Below are 14433 nucleotides of genomic sequence, written 5' to 3'. Positions count from 1 at the left end.
ATGAGGCAACACCCGCAGGCGGTCGCCGAGGTCCTGGACGACTCGGGTGAGGCGAATCCCTACCTTCTCGGTCTCTACGCCCCCGTACACGAGCAGATCACCGCCGAGAACCTGAAGGTGATCGGCGAGATACCGCGCGACCTGAACGGCGTCTACCTCCGCAACGGCCCCAATCCGCGCCATCCGGTGCGCGGCCGGTACCACTGGTTCGACGGCGACGGCATGGTCCACGCCGTCCACTTCGAGAACGGCCGCGCCAGGTACCGCAACCGCTACGTCCAGACGCGGGCGTTCCGGGCGGAGTCCTCCGGCGGCAGGGCGCTGTGGACCGGCGTGATGGAGAACCCCAAGGGCAACCCGTTCGGCAACGCCCGCGGCCTCCCGTTGAAGGACTCGGCCAACACCGACCTGATCTTCCACCGCGGCAGGGTGCTCGCCACCTGGTACCTGTGCGGCTCGCCCTACACGCTCGACCCGCTGTCCCTGGAGACCCTCGGCGCCGAGACCTTCCTCGACACGCTGACCGGCGACGTCATGGCCCACCCCAAGAACGACGAGCGCACCGGCGAGCTGTTCTGGTTCGACTACGGGCGCACCCGGCCCTACATGAGGTACGGCGTGGTGGGCGCGGACGGCCGGGTGGCGCACTGCGTGGACCTGGACCTGCCCGGCTCGCGCCTGCCGCACGACATGGCGATCACCGAGAACCACGCGGTGCTGATGGACCTGCCGCTGTTCCAGGACCAGGAGGCCGCCCGCCAGGGCAGGTACAAGCTGACCTTCGACCGCGGGCTGCCCTCGCGGTTCGGCGTCATCCCCAGGCGCGGCGCCGCCGAGGAGCTGCGCTGGTTCGAGGCCAAGCCCTGCTACATCTACCACGTGGTCAACGCCTGGGAGACCGGCGACGAGATCGTCATGGACGTGTGCCGGGTCGCGCGTCCCGCGCCCGCCGGCACGGGCGGGCCGCTGGCGCGCATGCTGTCGTACCTGAAGCTGGACGCCCGGATGTACCGCTACCGGTTCGACCTGCGCACCGGCCGCACGTCCGAGGGGTACGTGGACCCCGACCACAACACCGAGTTCCCCTCGATCGACGCCCGCCGCACCGGGTACCCGACCCGGTACGCCTACAACGTCTCGGTCAAGGACGCCGCCACCAACCTCTTCGACGGCCTGGTGCGCTACGACAACCTCACCGGCGAGCGCCAGGCGTACCACTTCGGCGAGCACCGCTACGGCAGCGAGGCCCCGTTCGCCCCGCGCGACGGCGGCACCGGGGAGGACGACGGCTACCTGGTCACCTTCGTCACCGACGAGCGCGACGGCGTCTCGGAGGTGCAGGTGCTGTCCGCCGCGGACCTCGCGGCGGGGCCGATCGCCCGTGTGATCATTCCCACCCGGGTGCCGCTGGGGTTCCACGCCACCTGGGTCCGCTCTGACCAGCTCCGGTGACCGCGGGCGCCCGGCGCCGCCCATGCGGCTGAGCGTCTCCCTCGGCCTCTGGCAGGACCGCCCCGCCGGCGAGGCGCTGGGCACGGCCCGGATCGCCGACGAGCTCGGCTACCCCGAGGTGTGGGTGGGCGAGATGGCGACCTACGACGCCTTCGCGCTGGCGACCGCGGTCGGCGCCCGCACCCGGCGCGTCGCGCTCACCGTCGGGCCGCTGGCGGTCACCGTGCGGGACCCGATGATGATCGCGATGGGCGCCGCGTCCGTCGCCGACCTCACGGGCAGGCCGGTGAACGTGGCGCTCGGGACCTCCAGCCCCATGGTCGTCCAGCGATGGCACGGCCGGTCGAGGGCCGGCGCCGGGACCGCGCTCGCCGAGTCGGTGCGGGCGCTGCGGCCGCTGCTGGACGGCGAACGGTCCGGCTTCGCGGGGACGCGCGTCTCCAGCGAGGGCTACCACCTGCGGCTCCCCGCCCCGCGTTCGGAGCTGACCGTCGCGGCGTTCGGGCCCTCTGCGGTGCGTGCCGCCGCGCTGGCCGACCGCATGGTGCTCAACCTGGTGACCCCGGCGTCCGCCGCCCGGCTCGTGGGCGAGCTTCGCGGGCTCACCGCCACGACGCGGGTCGCGGCGTGGGTCACGGCCGCCGTGAACCCCGCCCCGGAGGCCATCGAGCAGATCCGCCGAGGCGTCGTGCCGTACCTGGCCGCGCCCGGCTACGGCGAGATGTTCGCCGAGGCGGGGTTCGCGGACGTGGTCGCCTACGCCAGGACCCGGCCGCACCCGCGTGAGCTGCTCGCGGCGGTGCCCGACGCCCTGCTGGAGGCGGTGGCGCTGATCGGCGACTCGGTGGAGATCATGGACCGCCTGGACGCGTACGCCGAGGCGGGCGTGGACGAGGTCGCCGTGGTCCCGGCCAGCACGGACGCGGACCCGTGCGGTGAGGCGACGCTCAAGGCCCTGGCCGACTGAGGCGGCTCCCGGGGCCGGCAGGATCGTGGACGACGGGCGTTCGCCCGCGACCTCGGCTTCGCGGGGGGCCTCGCCCGGAACTCCGCCCGGCGCCCCGGCGTTGAAGAAACGAGCACAACCAGCGGTGGGGCGCCGTCCCGCCCGGCGAGCAGAAGGGCCCGGCAATGTCGCCAGTCGTCAAGTACTACCTGGGCGCGGGGATCGCCTCGATCCTCGCCCTCATCATCCTTCCGAACCTGATCGCCTGGCTGATCGTGCTCGGCCTGCTCGCCGCGCCCGTCGCCGTGTACTTCATGCTCGACGAGTCGCAGCGCACCCGGCTCCGCCGCATCCGCCGCCGGCAGATCGGCGGCTGACCGCCCGCCTCAGGCGGTGGCCGCGATGCGCTCCTGGACGCGTTCGGTGACCTTGCGCTCGATCGGGAACGACAGGAACGGGATGGTGCCGGCGAGCAGCACCCCCAGCGTGTACGGCCAGGTCCAGCGTGCCTTGAGACCGAGGTTGAGCGCGGTCAGCAGGTAGACGGCGTAGACGAAGCCGTGGATGGGGCTGATGACGGCCACGGGGGTGGGGTTGCCGAAGCCGTACTTCAGCACCATGCCGGCCACCAGGGCGAGCAGCATGACGCCGACGACGTAGGCCATCACGCGGAAGGGCTTGAGCGCGGATTGCACGACGATCATTACCTCGCTTGGGGAACGGTCTCCACACGATATCCCGCCCTCCGGGTGGTCCCGCCCCCGGGCCGCGCGGCCGTCTGACCAGGCACGCGCCCGGCGGGCGGCGCGGGCCGCGGGCTCACGCCCCGGGGGACGCGCCGAGCGCCGGGGCGGGGGCGTCGCCGGCGGCGTCCCGCTTCCGCCCTCGTACGGCGTCGCGCACGAAGTGGAACCACATGAAGACGGCGAACGCCGCGAAGATCCACCACTGGGCGGCGTAGGCGAGGTTGCGCCAGTTGAACCCGCCGGCCTCGGTGGGGGCGGGCACGTCGACCGCCCGGACGGGCGCCGCGCCGGGCACCGGGGCCGTGGCGACGACGAAGCCGTCGCGCACGCCGGCGCCCCGCCAGACGTTGACCAGCACCGCGGTCGACACGGTGGCCACCTGGCCGGGCGGCAGCGGCGCGCTGCGCCGCCTGGCGAAGTCGGTCGGCTCCGACGGCTGCAGGCGCCCGGTGACGCTGACCTGCCCCTCGGGGACGGCCACCGCGGGGTCGTCGGCCGTACGCACCCAGCCGCGCACGACGGCGGCCGTGCCGCCCTCGGGCAGGCGGAGCGGGGTGAGCAGCCAGAAGCCGCTGTCGGGCACCGCGCCGCCGCCGGTCTCCACGTTGGGCAGGCGCTCGGCGACCAGGAGCTGGCGCGAGGCGTCGAAGGTGCCCTGGACGGTGACGCGCCGCCCGATCGTCTCGGCCGTGAGGCGCCCGCCGGGCCGGAGCAGCGTGGACATCGCGACCGGGGCCGGGTCGAGCTTGGCGTGCGGCCGGGCCGACTCCTCGAAGACGCCGAGCTGCCAGCGGCCGAGCACCGTGAAGGAGATCAGCACTCCGATCGTCACCAGGTGGAGGCCCACGAGGCGGGGCGAGAAGAGCGTCCGGAGCATGCCCCCACGCTATCCGCCCCGCCCGGCGGTCCGGCCCTCGGACCTGGCCGGGCGCGGGAGGGGCGGACGGGCGTCTCGCCATACAGAACTCCGAGGCCGAACTGGCATAAACGGCGCCATGTGGCCTTCCGTGGTGGCTAAAGTCGTCCCATGTCCGAGCCACAGATCGACCCGGCGGGGAACACGCAAGCTTTCAAGGCCTTCGCCCAGAATCAGGAGCCCGAGGCCGCCAAGCCGCAGCGGCCGTCCTACCTGGTCCCCGCCATCGCCGCCGTCGCCGCTGTCATCGTCGTCGCCGTAGTGGTGTTCCTGCTGCTTCGCTGACGCCTCTACCGGGTGTCCCTGGCGCCGCCGGCCTACGCCGACGGCGCTTCTCCCGTGCCCGCACACCGCCGGCACGGGGGCGGCACGGGGCGGGGCCGCGGAGGCGGCGGGCCGGGCGCCCGCCGCCGTGGCCGCAGGTCAGGGGCGGGCCGGGGTGACGGTGAGGGCGCTGCCGCCGCCCCTGCGCCAGGTCTCGGCGACGGCCTGCACCTTGCCGCGTCCCAGGAACTCCAGGGCGGTCGCCGCGCCGATCTCGCCGGCCGGCGGGCCGGGCACGGGATCCAGCTTGTGGCCGCGCGCGGTGAGCTCGGCGCCGTAGCGGTCGATGAACGCCTGCTCCGCCTGGGTGGTGGCGGTGTTGCGCTGGGTCGCCCTGGGCGCCAGCAGCGCCTCGGGCAGGGACATGCCGAACTCGTAGCGGTTCACCAGGATCTGCAGCACGGTCGTGATGATCGTGGACCCGCCGGGCGAGCCGACGGCGAGCAGCGGCTTGCCGTGCTTGAGCACGATCGTCGGGGACATCGAGGAACGCGGGCGCTTGCCCGGCGCCGGCAGGTTGGGGTCGCCGGGAGCCGGGCCGAAGGTGAAGTCGGTCAGCTCGTTGTTGAGCAGGACGCCGCGCCCGGGGACCACGATGCCGTTGCCGCCGGTCTGCTCGATCGTGATGTTGTAGGCCGCGACGTCGCCCCAGCGGTCGGCCACGACCAGGTGCGTGGTCTCCGGGCCCTCGGGGTTCTCCGCCGCGCCGCCCTTCGACGGTTCGACGGACGTGCCCTCGACCTGGCACCCGGTGTAGTCGCCGTCGGGCGTGCCCGCCGGGGCCGGGTGCGCCATGGCGTTCTCGCCGATCAGGCAGGCGCGCTCCTTGGCGAAGCCGTCGGACAGCAGCCCCCTGAGCGGCACGTCGACGTAGCCGGGGTCGCCGACGTACTTGTTGCGGTCGGCGAAGGCCAGTCGGGACGCCTCCAGGTACTCGTGCAGGCCGACGCTCGGCAGCGCGTCGAGGATGTTGAGCGCCTCGCCGACCGTCGAGCCGCCCGAGGACGGCGGCGCCATGCCGTAGACGTCCATGCCCTTGAACTCGACCTTGGCGGCCGGTCGCTCCACGGCACGGTAGGCCCGCAGGTCGGAGACCTCCATCAGGCCGGGCCGCACCACCCGGGTGGCGCCCGGCCTGACCGGCGGCCTCTTGACCGTGGCGACGACCTCCTCGCCCAGCCTGCCGCCGTACAGCCAGTCGCCGCCGCGGCGGCCCAGCTCGCGGTAGGTGTTGGCCAGGTCGGGGTTGCGGAAGACCGAGCCGACCGGCGGCGGGGCGCCGTTGGGCAGGAACAGGGCGGCGGTGGAGGTGAAGTCGGCGAAGCGCGCGGCGTTCTGCGCGGTCTGGTCGTAGAACGTCTGGTCGACGACGAAGCCCCGCGCGGCGAGGTCGGCCGCGGGCTTGAGCGCCTGCCGCAACGAGACCGTGCCGAACCGGCGCAGGGCCAGCTCCCACTGGGCCACGCTGCCCGGGACGCCCGCCGAGAGCCCGCTGCTCACGGCCTCGGCGAAGGGGATCGCGACGCCGTTCTCCTGGAACGAGGTCTCGGTCATCGCCTGTGGAGCCTTCTCGCGGCCGTCGATGGTGAAGACCTTGCCGCGCCGGGAGTCGTAGTAGACGACGAACCCGCCGCCGGCCAGGCCGGCGGAGTAGGGCTCGGTGACGCCGAGGGCGGCGGCGCCCGCGACGGCGGCGTCCATGGCGTTGCCGCCCTGCTTGAGGATCTCCAGCGCGGCCTTGCTGGCGTCGAGGTCGACGGTCGAGACCGCTCCGCCGTACCCCTCGGCTACCGGCACCTTGGCCGGCGGCGCGTGCCGCTGCGCGGTGGCCTGGCCGGCCTGCCCGGGCCCCGGTTCCAGCGCGTACGCGGGCGGGGCGACCAGCGCAAGGGATACGGCGGCCCCAGCGAGCGGGATGGCAAGGCGGTGCGAGCTCATGTCAGACCTCATTCCTCGATCGCGCACGAGCATTCACTCACAGCCGCGCGACCGGGGTCAATGGTGATCGAAACGGTGCCGGCCCGTCCCCGCGGCCGTGCGCGGCGGCGCCGCCCGCTCCCCCGCCCGGCGGGCGGCCGTACTCCGCCGACTGTAGGCGGCTGTACTCCGCTCACCGTAGGCGGCGCTGCGACCGGGGGAGGATGTGCTGGTCAGCGGGGAGACATACCTTTTGGGAGTGCCGACGCGACCATCCCACCGGTTCGAGCCGCTGATGCCGATCGCCGTGGGCGTGACGCAGCTCTGGGGCTCCATGGGCGCGCAGAACGGTCAGATCGACCCGTACTCCCCGGACACGCGCGTCCCCCTCGACGTGTACGGGTTCGCGCTGCTGTCGGCCGGGCCGCCGGCCCTGCTCGCGCGCCGCTCCCATCCCGTGCTCGCGTTATGGGTGACCACCACTGCCACCTGTGCCTACGTCCTGGCCGGGTACGCCTACGGCCCGGTGTTCGTCAGCCCGGTCGTCGCGATCGTCAACGCCGTCCTCACCGGGCACCGGCGCGCCGCCTGGGTCGCGTCGGGTGTCACCTTCCTGTTCTTCGCCGTCTACGCCACCTGGCTGATCCCCATCCCGGCCGGCTGGTTCCACCACGTGGCCGTCGGCGCGATCATCCTGGTGGTGCTGACGGCCTCGGAGGTCCTGCGGGTGCGGCGCGACCAGGCCGTGGAGCGCGAGCGCGTCGCCGAGGAGGAGGCCAGGCGGCAGGCCAGCGAGGAGCGGCTGACGATGGCGCAGGAGCTGCACGACGTGCTGGGGCACAGCATCTCGCTGATCCACGTCCAGGCCTCCACGGCCCTGCACCTGACCGACGAGCACCCCGAGCAGGCTCGCACGGCCCTGGTCACGATCAAGCAGGCCAGCAAGGACGTGCTGACCGAGATGCGCTCGGTGCTGGGCGTGCTGCGCGACGGCGCGCCCCGGGCCCCCACGGCCGGGCTCGACCAGCTCGACGAGCTGATCCAGCGGGCCGGTCCCGGCGTCACCAAGCGGGTCGCCGGAGTGCCCCGCGACCTGCCGCCGGGGGTCGACCGGGCCGCGTACCGGATCGTCCAGGAGTCGCTCACCAACGTCCACAAGCACGCGCCGGGCGCGCGGGCCGCGGTGACGCTGGAGTACGGGGCGAAGGAGCTTCGCGTCAGGGTCGACGACACCGGGCCCGCCGGGCCGGGCGCGCTGACCGGCGAGGGCGGCGGCGACGGCATCCCGGGCATGCGGGAGCGGGCCGCCGCGCTCGGCGGGGCGCTGACCGCCCGGCCCCACCAGGCCGGGTTCCGCGTCGACGCCCGCCTCCCCATCCCCCCTGCGGCGGAGGACACCGGGTGATCGAGGTACTGCTGGCGGACGACCAGGCCCTCGTCCGCGCGGGGTTCCGCGCGCTGCTGGACGCCCAGGAGGGCATCACGGTGGTGGCCGAGGCGCCCGACGGGGCCGAGGCCGTGCGGCTCGCCGAGCTGCACCGGCCCGACGTCGTGCTCATGGACGTCCGCATGCCGGGCATGGACGGCCTGACCGCCACCCGGAAGATGCCCGAGGACGTGCGGATCATCATCCTGACCACCTTCGAGCTGGACGAGTACGTCTTCGAGGCGTTGCGCGGCGGCGCCAGCGGCTTCCTGGTCAAGGACACCGAACCGGCCGAGCTGATCCAGGCTGTGCGGGTCGTCGCGGCGGGCGAGGCCCTGCTGTCCCCCAGCGTCACCCGGCGGCTGATCGCCGAGTACGCCTCCAAGGCCAAGGAGCCGCAGGAGGCGGCCCGGCTCGGGCGGCTCACCGAGCGCGAGCGCGAGGTGTTCGCGCTGGTCGGCTCCGGGATGACGAACGACGAGATCGCCGCCGGCCTGTTCATGGCGCCGGCGACCGCCAAGACCCACGTCAGCCGGGTCATGATGAAGCTCCAGGCCCGCGACCGCGCGCAGCTCGTGGTGATCGCCTACGAGTCGGGCCTGATCCGTCCCGGCTGGCGCTGACGCCTCCCCCGCCTCCCCCGCCTACGCGGGCGAGGGGTGCGGGTCGTGGTCGTTCGCCCACCGGTCGGGCCTGATCCGTCCCGGCCGGCGCTGACGCCTCCCCCGCCTACGCGGGCGAGGGGTGCGGGTCGTGGTCGTTCGCCCACGAGGCGGGCCCGGGGCGCCGACCGGCGGTGCACCCTTCGCGTACCGGTGACGGCCTCAGCCGGCGCCCAGGCGCTTGCGCAGGGCGCGGCAGGTCGCCAGCACGTGCTCGACCTCGGCGGGGGTGGGCCAGGGGGCGGTGCCGGGGCGCACCAGCGTCAGGCGCACCGAGGCCAGGTGCTCGACGGCGGTGACCGGCAGGCCGCTCCTGTCGGCCAGCCACGCCGCCACGTCCGCCGGCTGCTCCCTGAGCCGCCGGGTCAGCACGTCCCAGGTGCCGAGGATCTCGGCGAGGTCGGCCAGGCGCAGCACGGTGCCGCCGCGCCGCCCGGCCGACGCGACGGCCAGCTCGGCCCTGGCGGCCAGCTCCGGCTCCACCGGGCGGTCCAGGGCCGCCGGAGCCGCGGCCGGCTCGCGGGGCGCGCCGTCGGCGGCGTCGCCGATCACCGACTGGAGCGTGTCCAGCTCCTGCGCGGCGCCCTGGTGCCCGGCCAGGGCGGCCTGGCGCAGCCAGTGACGGCCGCCGCGCAGGTCGTTGTGCTCGGCGATCAGGAGCAGCCCGAAGTTGTACGCCGACTCCGGGTCGCCGCTCGCCGCCGCGCGGCCGAACCAGTGGCTGGCCGCGCGGGCGTCCTCCAGCTCGACGCAGACGAATCCCGCCATGCGCTGGTCGTCCACCCTGCCGAAGTGCGCGGCGCGCTCGAACCAGGCGCGGGCCGTCCGCAGGTCACGACGGGCCAGCGCCAGCCTGCCGAGCTGGGACGCCGCGCCCGGGTGGTCGGCCTTGGCCGCCAGCCGGTACAGCGCCTCGGCGCCCTCGGGGTCGCGGCCGGCGTGCAGCAGCCGGCCGAGGTGGTAGGCGGCGTCGGGGTGCCCGCCGCGGGCGGCGTACTCCCACCAGGCGCGGGCGGGGCCCTCGTCACCGGAGGCGTAGTTGAGGAACGCCAGGTCGTGGGCCGAGGCGAGGTCGCCGGCCGAGGCGGCGCGGTGGTGCCACTCGCGGGCCGCCGTGGCGTCCCCGATGTCCTCGCACAGCAGGGCCAGCCTGCGGGCGGCCGGGCGCGACCCGGTGCCGGCCGCGGTCTCGTACCAGTGGCGCGCTCCCCGGACGTCGCCGCGCTGCTCCAGGAGAAGGGTGGCCAGGTTGACGGCCGCCTCGGCGTCCCCGGCCCCGGCGGCGAACTCGTACCAGGTGATGGCGTCGTCCAGGCTGCCGTGTTTCTCGTGCCAGATGCCGAGGTTGTAGGCGCTGTCGATGTTCCCGCCCGCCGCCGCCCGCTCCCACCAGTGGCGGGCCGCCGCCCGGTCGCCGCGCTGGGCGTACAGGCGGCCGAGCCGGTGGGCGGCTCCGGGCTCGCCCGCCTGGGCGGGGCCCAGCAGCTCGCCCTCGGTGGGCTCGCCCTGGCCGGGGGGCTCGGGCGAGCGGGGCTTCGGCACGGCGGGCCACGCAACGGCCGCCTCCGGTTCACCCTGCCACCACGTCATGGGGGACAGAGTCGCACGTGATCCACAGGGATGGAACGTAATCGACGGCTTGTTGCCGTCACGCGGAACGCGGTTGACCCGCTACGACCGGCGGCGCCGCGGGTTCGGCCGCTTCGTTCACGATGACGAAGCCGACGTACATTCCCATACCGCACACGTAACGGACTTTGCCCGGCTTCTGCGCGGGAAGCCGGACGATTCGCGTGCCGGACGCCGGGAGAGCGACGTCCATGCCCTGGATGGTGAGGCTGCGGGTGCAGCCCTGGTTGCCGCTCGTACGGAACACGATGTCGGCCGGGCGCCCGGCCTCCACGGCGACGACGCCGGGCCGGTAGCCCTGGTCGGTCACCCAGACGGTGACGACCTGCGTGCCGTCCGCGCGCGCCGAGCCGCCGTCCTCCGGCAGCCAGCCGCCCAGGCGGACGCCCGCGACCACCGTCAGCGCCCCTGCCACGAGCGCGAGCGCCGCGGCGGCGGTGCGGAACCTGGTGGTGGCGGCCCGGTGGACCAGCAGGCCGAGCAGGGCGAACGCGGGGGTGGTGCCGGTCACGAAACCGGCCATGACCGCGGCGCCGCCGAGCGCGGAGCCGCTGGAGACCGCGACGATCTCGGTGCTCAGCGTCACCCCGCAGGGCACCAGGACGGTCGCCGCGCCCAGCAGGCCCGGCCGGGCCCACCTCGGCCCCTGTCCCCCGCGAAGCGAGACCCGACTCGCTCCCCGTCCTCCGCGGAGCGAGGCCCATCTCGGGCGCCCGTCTCCGCACCCCGCCTCATCGGTGTCGCCGCGCCTGGCGGCCAGGAGCAGGCGGACGGCGTAGACGGCGACCGCGGCGCCCGCTCCCACGAGCAGCACCGCGCGCGCCGTGGGCGGGATGCGCACCACGCCGCCCAGCAGGCCGAGCAGCGCGCCCACCAGCGTGTGCGCGGCCATGCGGGCCGCGATGAACCACGCCACCGCCGCGGCCCCGGCCCTGCCCGGCGAGGGCTCGCAACAGGCCTCCGCCGCGGCGCCTCGCGGCCGGGCCAGCCCGATGAGCAGCCCGCCCTGGACGGCCGCGCACGAGGCGGAGCCCGCCACCAGCCCGCCGGCGACCCCGGCGGCGAACAACGCGGCCGGCGTCACGCCCATGCCCAGCACACGCCGCGCCTTCTCGCCCAGCACCCCACCCGAGCCCCCTAGCGTGAACGCACCCTCACGGAAGGTAACGGACACCAGGGGTAACCGCCAGTGACACTTCGGTGCCCCGCCACCCCATTCCACGAGCCACCGCCGGCTCGCCCGCCGTAACCGGCGCCGAAATCACCGCACCACGACCCACCGCACCGGCGCCGACAGGGAACCTGCCACAGCGCAGGCGAACCCACCCCGCCCGCCGTAACCGGCGCCGAAATCACCGCACCACGACCCACCGCACCGGCGCCGACAGGGAACCTGTCACAGCGCGGGTGAGGCCACGTGCCCTGGGCAACGGCGCTCAGCCGCGGTGGAAGTGAGGTGGCGGGCGCCGCGGGTGGGGGGTGGGCTAGGCGAGGACTTCGGCCAGGGGGGTGAAGGGGAGGGTGTGGGCGTCGGCGACCTGCTGGTAGGTGAGGTGGCCGGCGTGGGTGTTGAGGCCGAGGGCCAGGGAGGGGTCGGCGCGCAGGGCCTCCTTCCAGCCGAGGCCGGCCAGCTTGACCGCGTAGGGCAGGGTCGCGTTGGTGAGGGCGTAGGTGGAGGTGTTGGCCACCGAGCCGGGCATGTTGGCCACGCAGTAGAAGACCGAGTCGTGCACGCGGTACGTGGGCTCGGCGTGCGTGGTGGGGCGCGAGTCCTCGAAGCAGCCGCCCTGGTCGATGGCGATGTCGACCAGCACCGACCCGGCCTTCATGCGCGACACCAGCTCGTTGGAGACCAGCGTCGGCGCCTTGGCGCCCGGGATGAGGACCGCGCCGATGACCAGGTCGGCGTCCAGGACGGCCTGCTCGATGGCGTAGCGGGTGGACACGAGGGTGCGCAGGCGGCCCTGGTAGATGGCGTCGATCTGGCGCAGCCTGTCGATGTTGACGTCCAGGATCGTGACGTCGGCGCCCATGCCGACCGCGACCTGCGCGGCGTTGATGCCGGAGACGCCGCCGCCGATGACGACCACCTTCGCGGGGGCGACGCCGGGCACGCCGCCGGGCAGGATGCCGCGGCCGCCGTTGAAGCGCATGAGGTTGTAGGCCCCCACCTGGGGGGCCAGCCGTCCGGCCACCTCCGACATCGGGGCCAGCAGCGGCAGGCTCGCGCCGACCTGGACGGTCTCGTAGGCGATCGCGGTGACGCCGCGCCGCAGCAGGGCGTCGGTGCACGCGCGCGAGGCCGCGAGGTGGAGGTAGGTGAACAGCACCTGGCCCTCCCGCATCCGGTCGTACTCCTCGGCGATGGGCTCCTTGACCTTCAGCACCAGGTCGGCGAGGCCCCACACCTCGTCCGCGCCGTCGACGATCTTCGCGCCGGCGAAGAGGTAGTCCTCCTCGCCGATGTGCGAGCCGACGCCGGCGTCGCGTTGCACGTAGACCTCGTGGCCGTGGCGCACGAGCTCGTGCACGCCGGCCGGGGTGACGGCGACGCGGTATTCGTGGTTCTTGACCTCCGCGGGCACACCGATCTTCATTGGGTGTCCTTTCGATGACGATTTATTTCGACGGTACGCGGGCGCCACCGCACCCGGCACCGGACAGGAGTGTGGAGCCGCCCTGGGACGGCTCCGGTTTCGGTTCGAGCAGGATCCTGCCCGTCAGACGGCTCCGTACCCGGGCCGCGACGGGTCTCCACGAGGTGGCCTCCGGTCTAGGCGGGCCCCTCCTGGAGGACCTTCCAGGCGTCGGTGAGCACCGAGCGCAGGATGGTCTCGATCAGGTCGAACTCCTCGGGGCCGGACGTCAGCGGCGGTGCGAGCTGGACCACCGGGTCGCCTCGGTCGTCGGCGCGGCAGTACAGGCCCGCGTCGAACAGCGCCTTGGACAGGAAGCCGCGCAGCAGCCGCTCGGACTCCTCGTCGTTGAACGTCTGCTTGCTGTCCTTGTCCTTCACCAGCTCGATGCCGTAGAAGTAGCCCGAGCCGCGGACGTCGCCGACGATCGGCAGGTCGAGCAGTTTCTCCAGCGTGGCGCGGAAGACCGGCTCGTTCCTGGTCACGTGGCCGAGGATGTCCTCGCGCTCGAACAGGTCGAGGTTGGCCAGCGCGACCGCCGCCGACACCGGGTGCCCGCCGAAGGTGTAGCCGTGCGGGAACATGCCGGTGCCCGAGCGGAACGGCTCGAACAGCCGCTCGGAGGCGATCATGGCGCCGATCGGCGAGTAGCCGCTGGTCATGCCCTTGGCGCAGGTGATGATGTCGGGGACGTAGTCGAACTTCTGGCCGCCGAACATGGTGCCGAGCCGGCCGAACGCGCAGATCACCTCGTCGGAGACGAGCAGCACGTCGTGCTGGTCGCAGATCTCGCGCAGCCGCTGGAAGTACCCGGGCGGGGGCGGGAAGCAGCCGCCGGCGTTCTGCACCGGCTCGACGAACACGGCGGCGACGCTGTCGGGGCCTTCCATCTCGATGGCCTTGCCGACCTGGTCGGCCGCCCACCGGCCGAACGCCTCGGGCGTCATGCCCGGGAAGCCGGTGATGTCGTCGGCGCGGTAGTAGTTGGTGTTCGGCACGCGCATCGACCCGGGTACGAGCGGCTCGAACGGCTCCTTGAACGCGGGGATGCCGGTGATCGAGAGCGCGCCCTGCGGGGTGCCGTGGTAGGCGACGGCGCGGCTGACGACCTTGTGCTTGGAGGGCTTGCCGGTCAGCTTGAAGTACTGCTTGGCGAGCTTCCACGCCGACTCGACGGCCTCGCCGCCGCCTGTGGTGAAGAACACGCGGTTGAGGTCGCCGGGGGTCAGCTCCGCCAGGCGGGAGGCCAGCTCGGCGGCCTTGGGGTGGGCGTACGACCACAGGGGGAAGAACGCGAGCTCCTGGGCCTGCTTGGCGGCGGCCTCGGCCAGCTCCGCGCGGCCGTGGCCCATCTGCACCACGAACAGCCCCGAGAGGCCGTCGAAGTAGCGCTTGCCGTGGATGTCGTAGATGTAGGCGCCGTCGCCGCGCACGATCGTCGGCACCTCGCCGCCGTCGTAGGAGCCGTGCCTGGTGAAGTGCATCCACAGGTTGTCCTGGGCGGCCCGCAGGATGGCGGCCGTGTCGGTCTCAGGTCGCGTCATCGCCATCTTTCCTCGGTGGTCCTCGACTTCCCACAGTGTGCACGGCTCTCATGCGGGATGACAACCGGTTGCGTGGTGACACTATGGAACATATCCGGATTTCGTGAGATCTGCGGTTAACAGCAACGAAATCCGCGTTCAGAGACCGGCGCGTCACCGGCCCCCGGACACCCCGGACGACGCGGCCCCGGACCCCTCGGCGCGACCGGGGAACCACCGAGTCCGTGCACGTCGT

General features: G+C 73.7%; 13 protein-coding genes. 6 read left to right on the top strand and 7 right to left on the bottom strand.

What is annotated here, in order from left to right:
• The 3 genes from PYR91_RS21210 to PYR91_RS21200 all read left to right on the top strand — a co-directional run bounded on the left by PYR91_RS21210 (window position 1) and on the right by PYR91_RS21200 (window position 2775).
• Window positions 1-1452, top strand: coding sequence for a carotenoid oxygenase family protein (locus tag PYR91_RS21210; RefSeq protein WP_279782058.1), 1452 nt, complete (start codon window positions 1-3; stop codon window positions 1450-1452).
• 22 nt (window positions 1453-1474) lie between these two features.
• Window positions 1475-2419 carry an LLM class F420-dependent oxidoreductase gene (locus tag PYR91_RS21205; RefSeq protein ID WP_279782056.1) on the top strand — a complete coding sequence of 315 codons (945 nt, stop codon included), beginning with the start codon at window positions 1475-1477 and terminating at the stop codon, window positions 2417-2419.
• 164 nt (window positions 2420-2583) lie between these two features.
• Complete coding sequence (locus tag PYR91_RS21200) at window positions 2584-2775, top strand: hypothetical protein (RefSeq protein ID WP_279782054.1); 192 nt, start codon at window positions 2584-2586, stop codon at window positions 2773-2775.
• Between the two features lie 9 nt (window positions 2776-2784).
• On the opposite strand, the gene PYR91_RS21195 is transcribed toward PYR91_RS21200, so the two are convergent.
• A complete protein-coding gene (locus PYR91_RS21195) occupies window positions 2785-3102 on the bottom strand; it encodes a DUF3817 domain-containing protein (protein ID WP_279782052.1) in 318 nt (105 codons plus the stop codon).
• 115 nt (window positions 3103-3217) lie between these two features.
• On the bottom strand, window positions 3218-4021 hold the full coding sequence (locus tag PYR91_RS21190) for an SURF1 family protein (protein WP_279782050.1): 804 nt from the start codon (window positions 4019-4021) through the stop codon (window positions 3218-3220).
• Window positions 4022-4171: 150 nt separating this feature from the next.
• Here PYR91_RS21190 and PYR91_RS21185 point away from each other — a divergent pair, with 150 nt between their 5' ends.
• A complete protein-coding gene (locus tag PYR91_RS21185; protein WP_279782048.1) occupies window positions 4172-4345 on the top strand; it encodes a hypothetical protein in 174 nt (57 codons plus the stop codon).
• Window positions 4346-4483: 138 nt separating this feature from the next.
• On the opposite strand, the gene ggt is transcribed toward PYR91_RS21185, so the two are convergent.
• Window positions 4484-6322 (bottom strand): gamma-glutamyltransferase, encoded by a 1839-nt coding sequence (ggt, locus tag PYR91_RS21180; RefSeq protein ID WP_279782046.1) that lies wholly within the window; start codon window positions 6320-6322, stop codon window positions 4484-4486.
• Window positions 6323-6560: 238 nt separating this feature from the next.
• On the opposite strand from ggt, the gene PYR91_RS21175 reads away from it, so the two are divergent.
• Window positions 6561-7706, top strand: a complete 1146-nt coding sequence (locus tag PYR91_RS21175) for a sensor histidine kinase (RefSeq protein WP_279782043.1) — start codon at window positions 6561-6563, stop codon at window positions 7704-7706.
• On the top strand, window positions 7703-8350 hold the full coding sequence (locus PYR91_RS21170) for a response regulator transcription factor (RefSeq protein WP_279782041.1): 648 nt from the start codon (window positions 7703-7705) through the stop codon (window positions 8348-8350). Before PYR91_RS21175 ends, PYR91_RS21170 begins: the two co-directional genes overlap by 4 nt.
• Window positions 8351-8551: 201 nt before the next feature.
• Here PYR91_RS21170 and PYR91_RS21165 read toward each other — a convergent pair whose 3' ends face one another.
• The 4 genes from PYR91_RS21165 to PYR91_RS21150 all read right to left on the bottom strand — a co-directional run bounded on the left by PYR91_RS21165 (window position 8552) and on the right by PYR91_RS21150 (window position 14198).
• Entirely contained in the window at window positions 8552-9931 is a 1380-nt protein-coding gene (locus PYR91_RS21165) for a tetratricopeptide repeat protein (RefSeq protein WP_279782039.1), read from the bottom strand.
• 106 nt (window positions 9932-10037) lie between these two features.
• A complete protein-coding gene (locus tag PYR91_RS21160; protein WP_279782037.1) occupies window positions 10038-11141 on the bottom strand; it encodes a sulfite exporter TauE/SafE family protein in 1104 nt (367 codons plus the stop codon).
• 361 nt (window positions 11142-11502) lie between these two features.
• Window positions 11503-12615, bottom strand: coding sequence for an alanine dehydrogenase (gene ald, locus PYR91_RS21155; protein ID WP_279782035.1), 1113 nt, complete (start codon window positions 12613-12615; stop codon window positions 11503-11505).
• A gap of 176 nt (window positions 12616-12791) precedes the next feature.
• Window positions 12792-14198, bottom strand: coding sequence for an aspartate aminotransferase family protein (locus PYR91_RS21150; RefSeq protein WP_279782033.1), 1407 nt, complete (start codon window positions 14196-14198; stop codon window positions 12792-12794).
• Between the last annotated feature and the right edge of the window lie 235 nt (window positions 14199-14433).

This window comes from Sphaerisporangium sp. TRM90804 (genome assembly GCF_029846175.1).
In the GTDB taxonomy this organism is placed as follows: domain Bacteria; phylum Actinomycetota; class Actinomycetes; order Streptosporangiales; family Streptosporangiaceae; genus Sphaerisporangium.
This window is presented reverse-complemented; position numbering and strand designations above follow the sequence as displayed.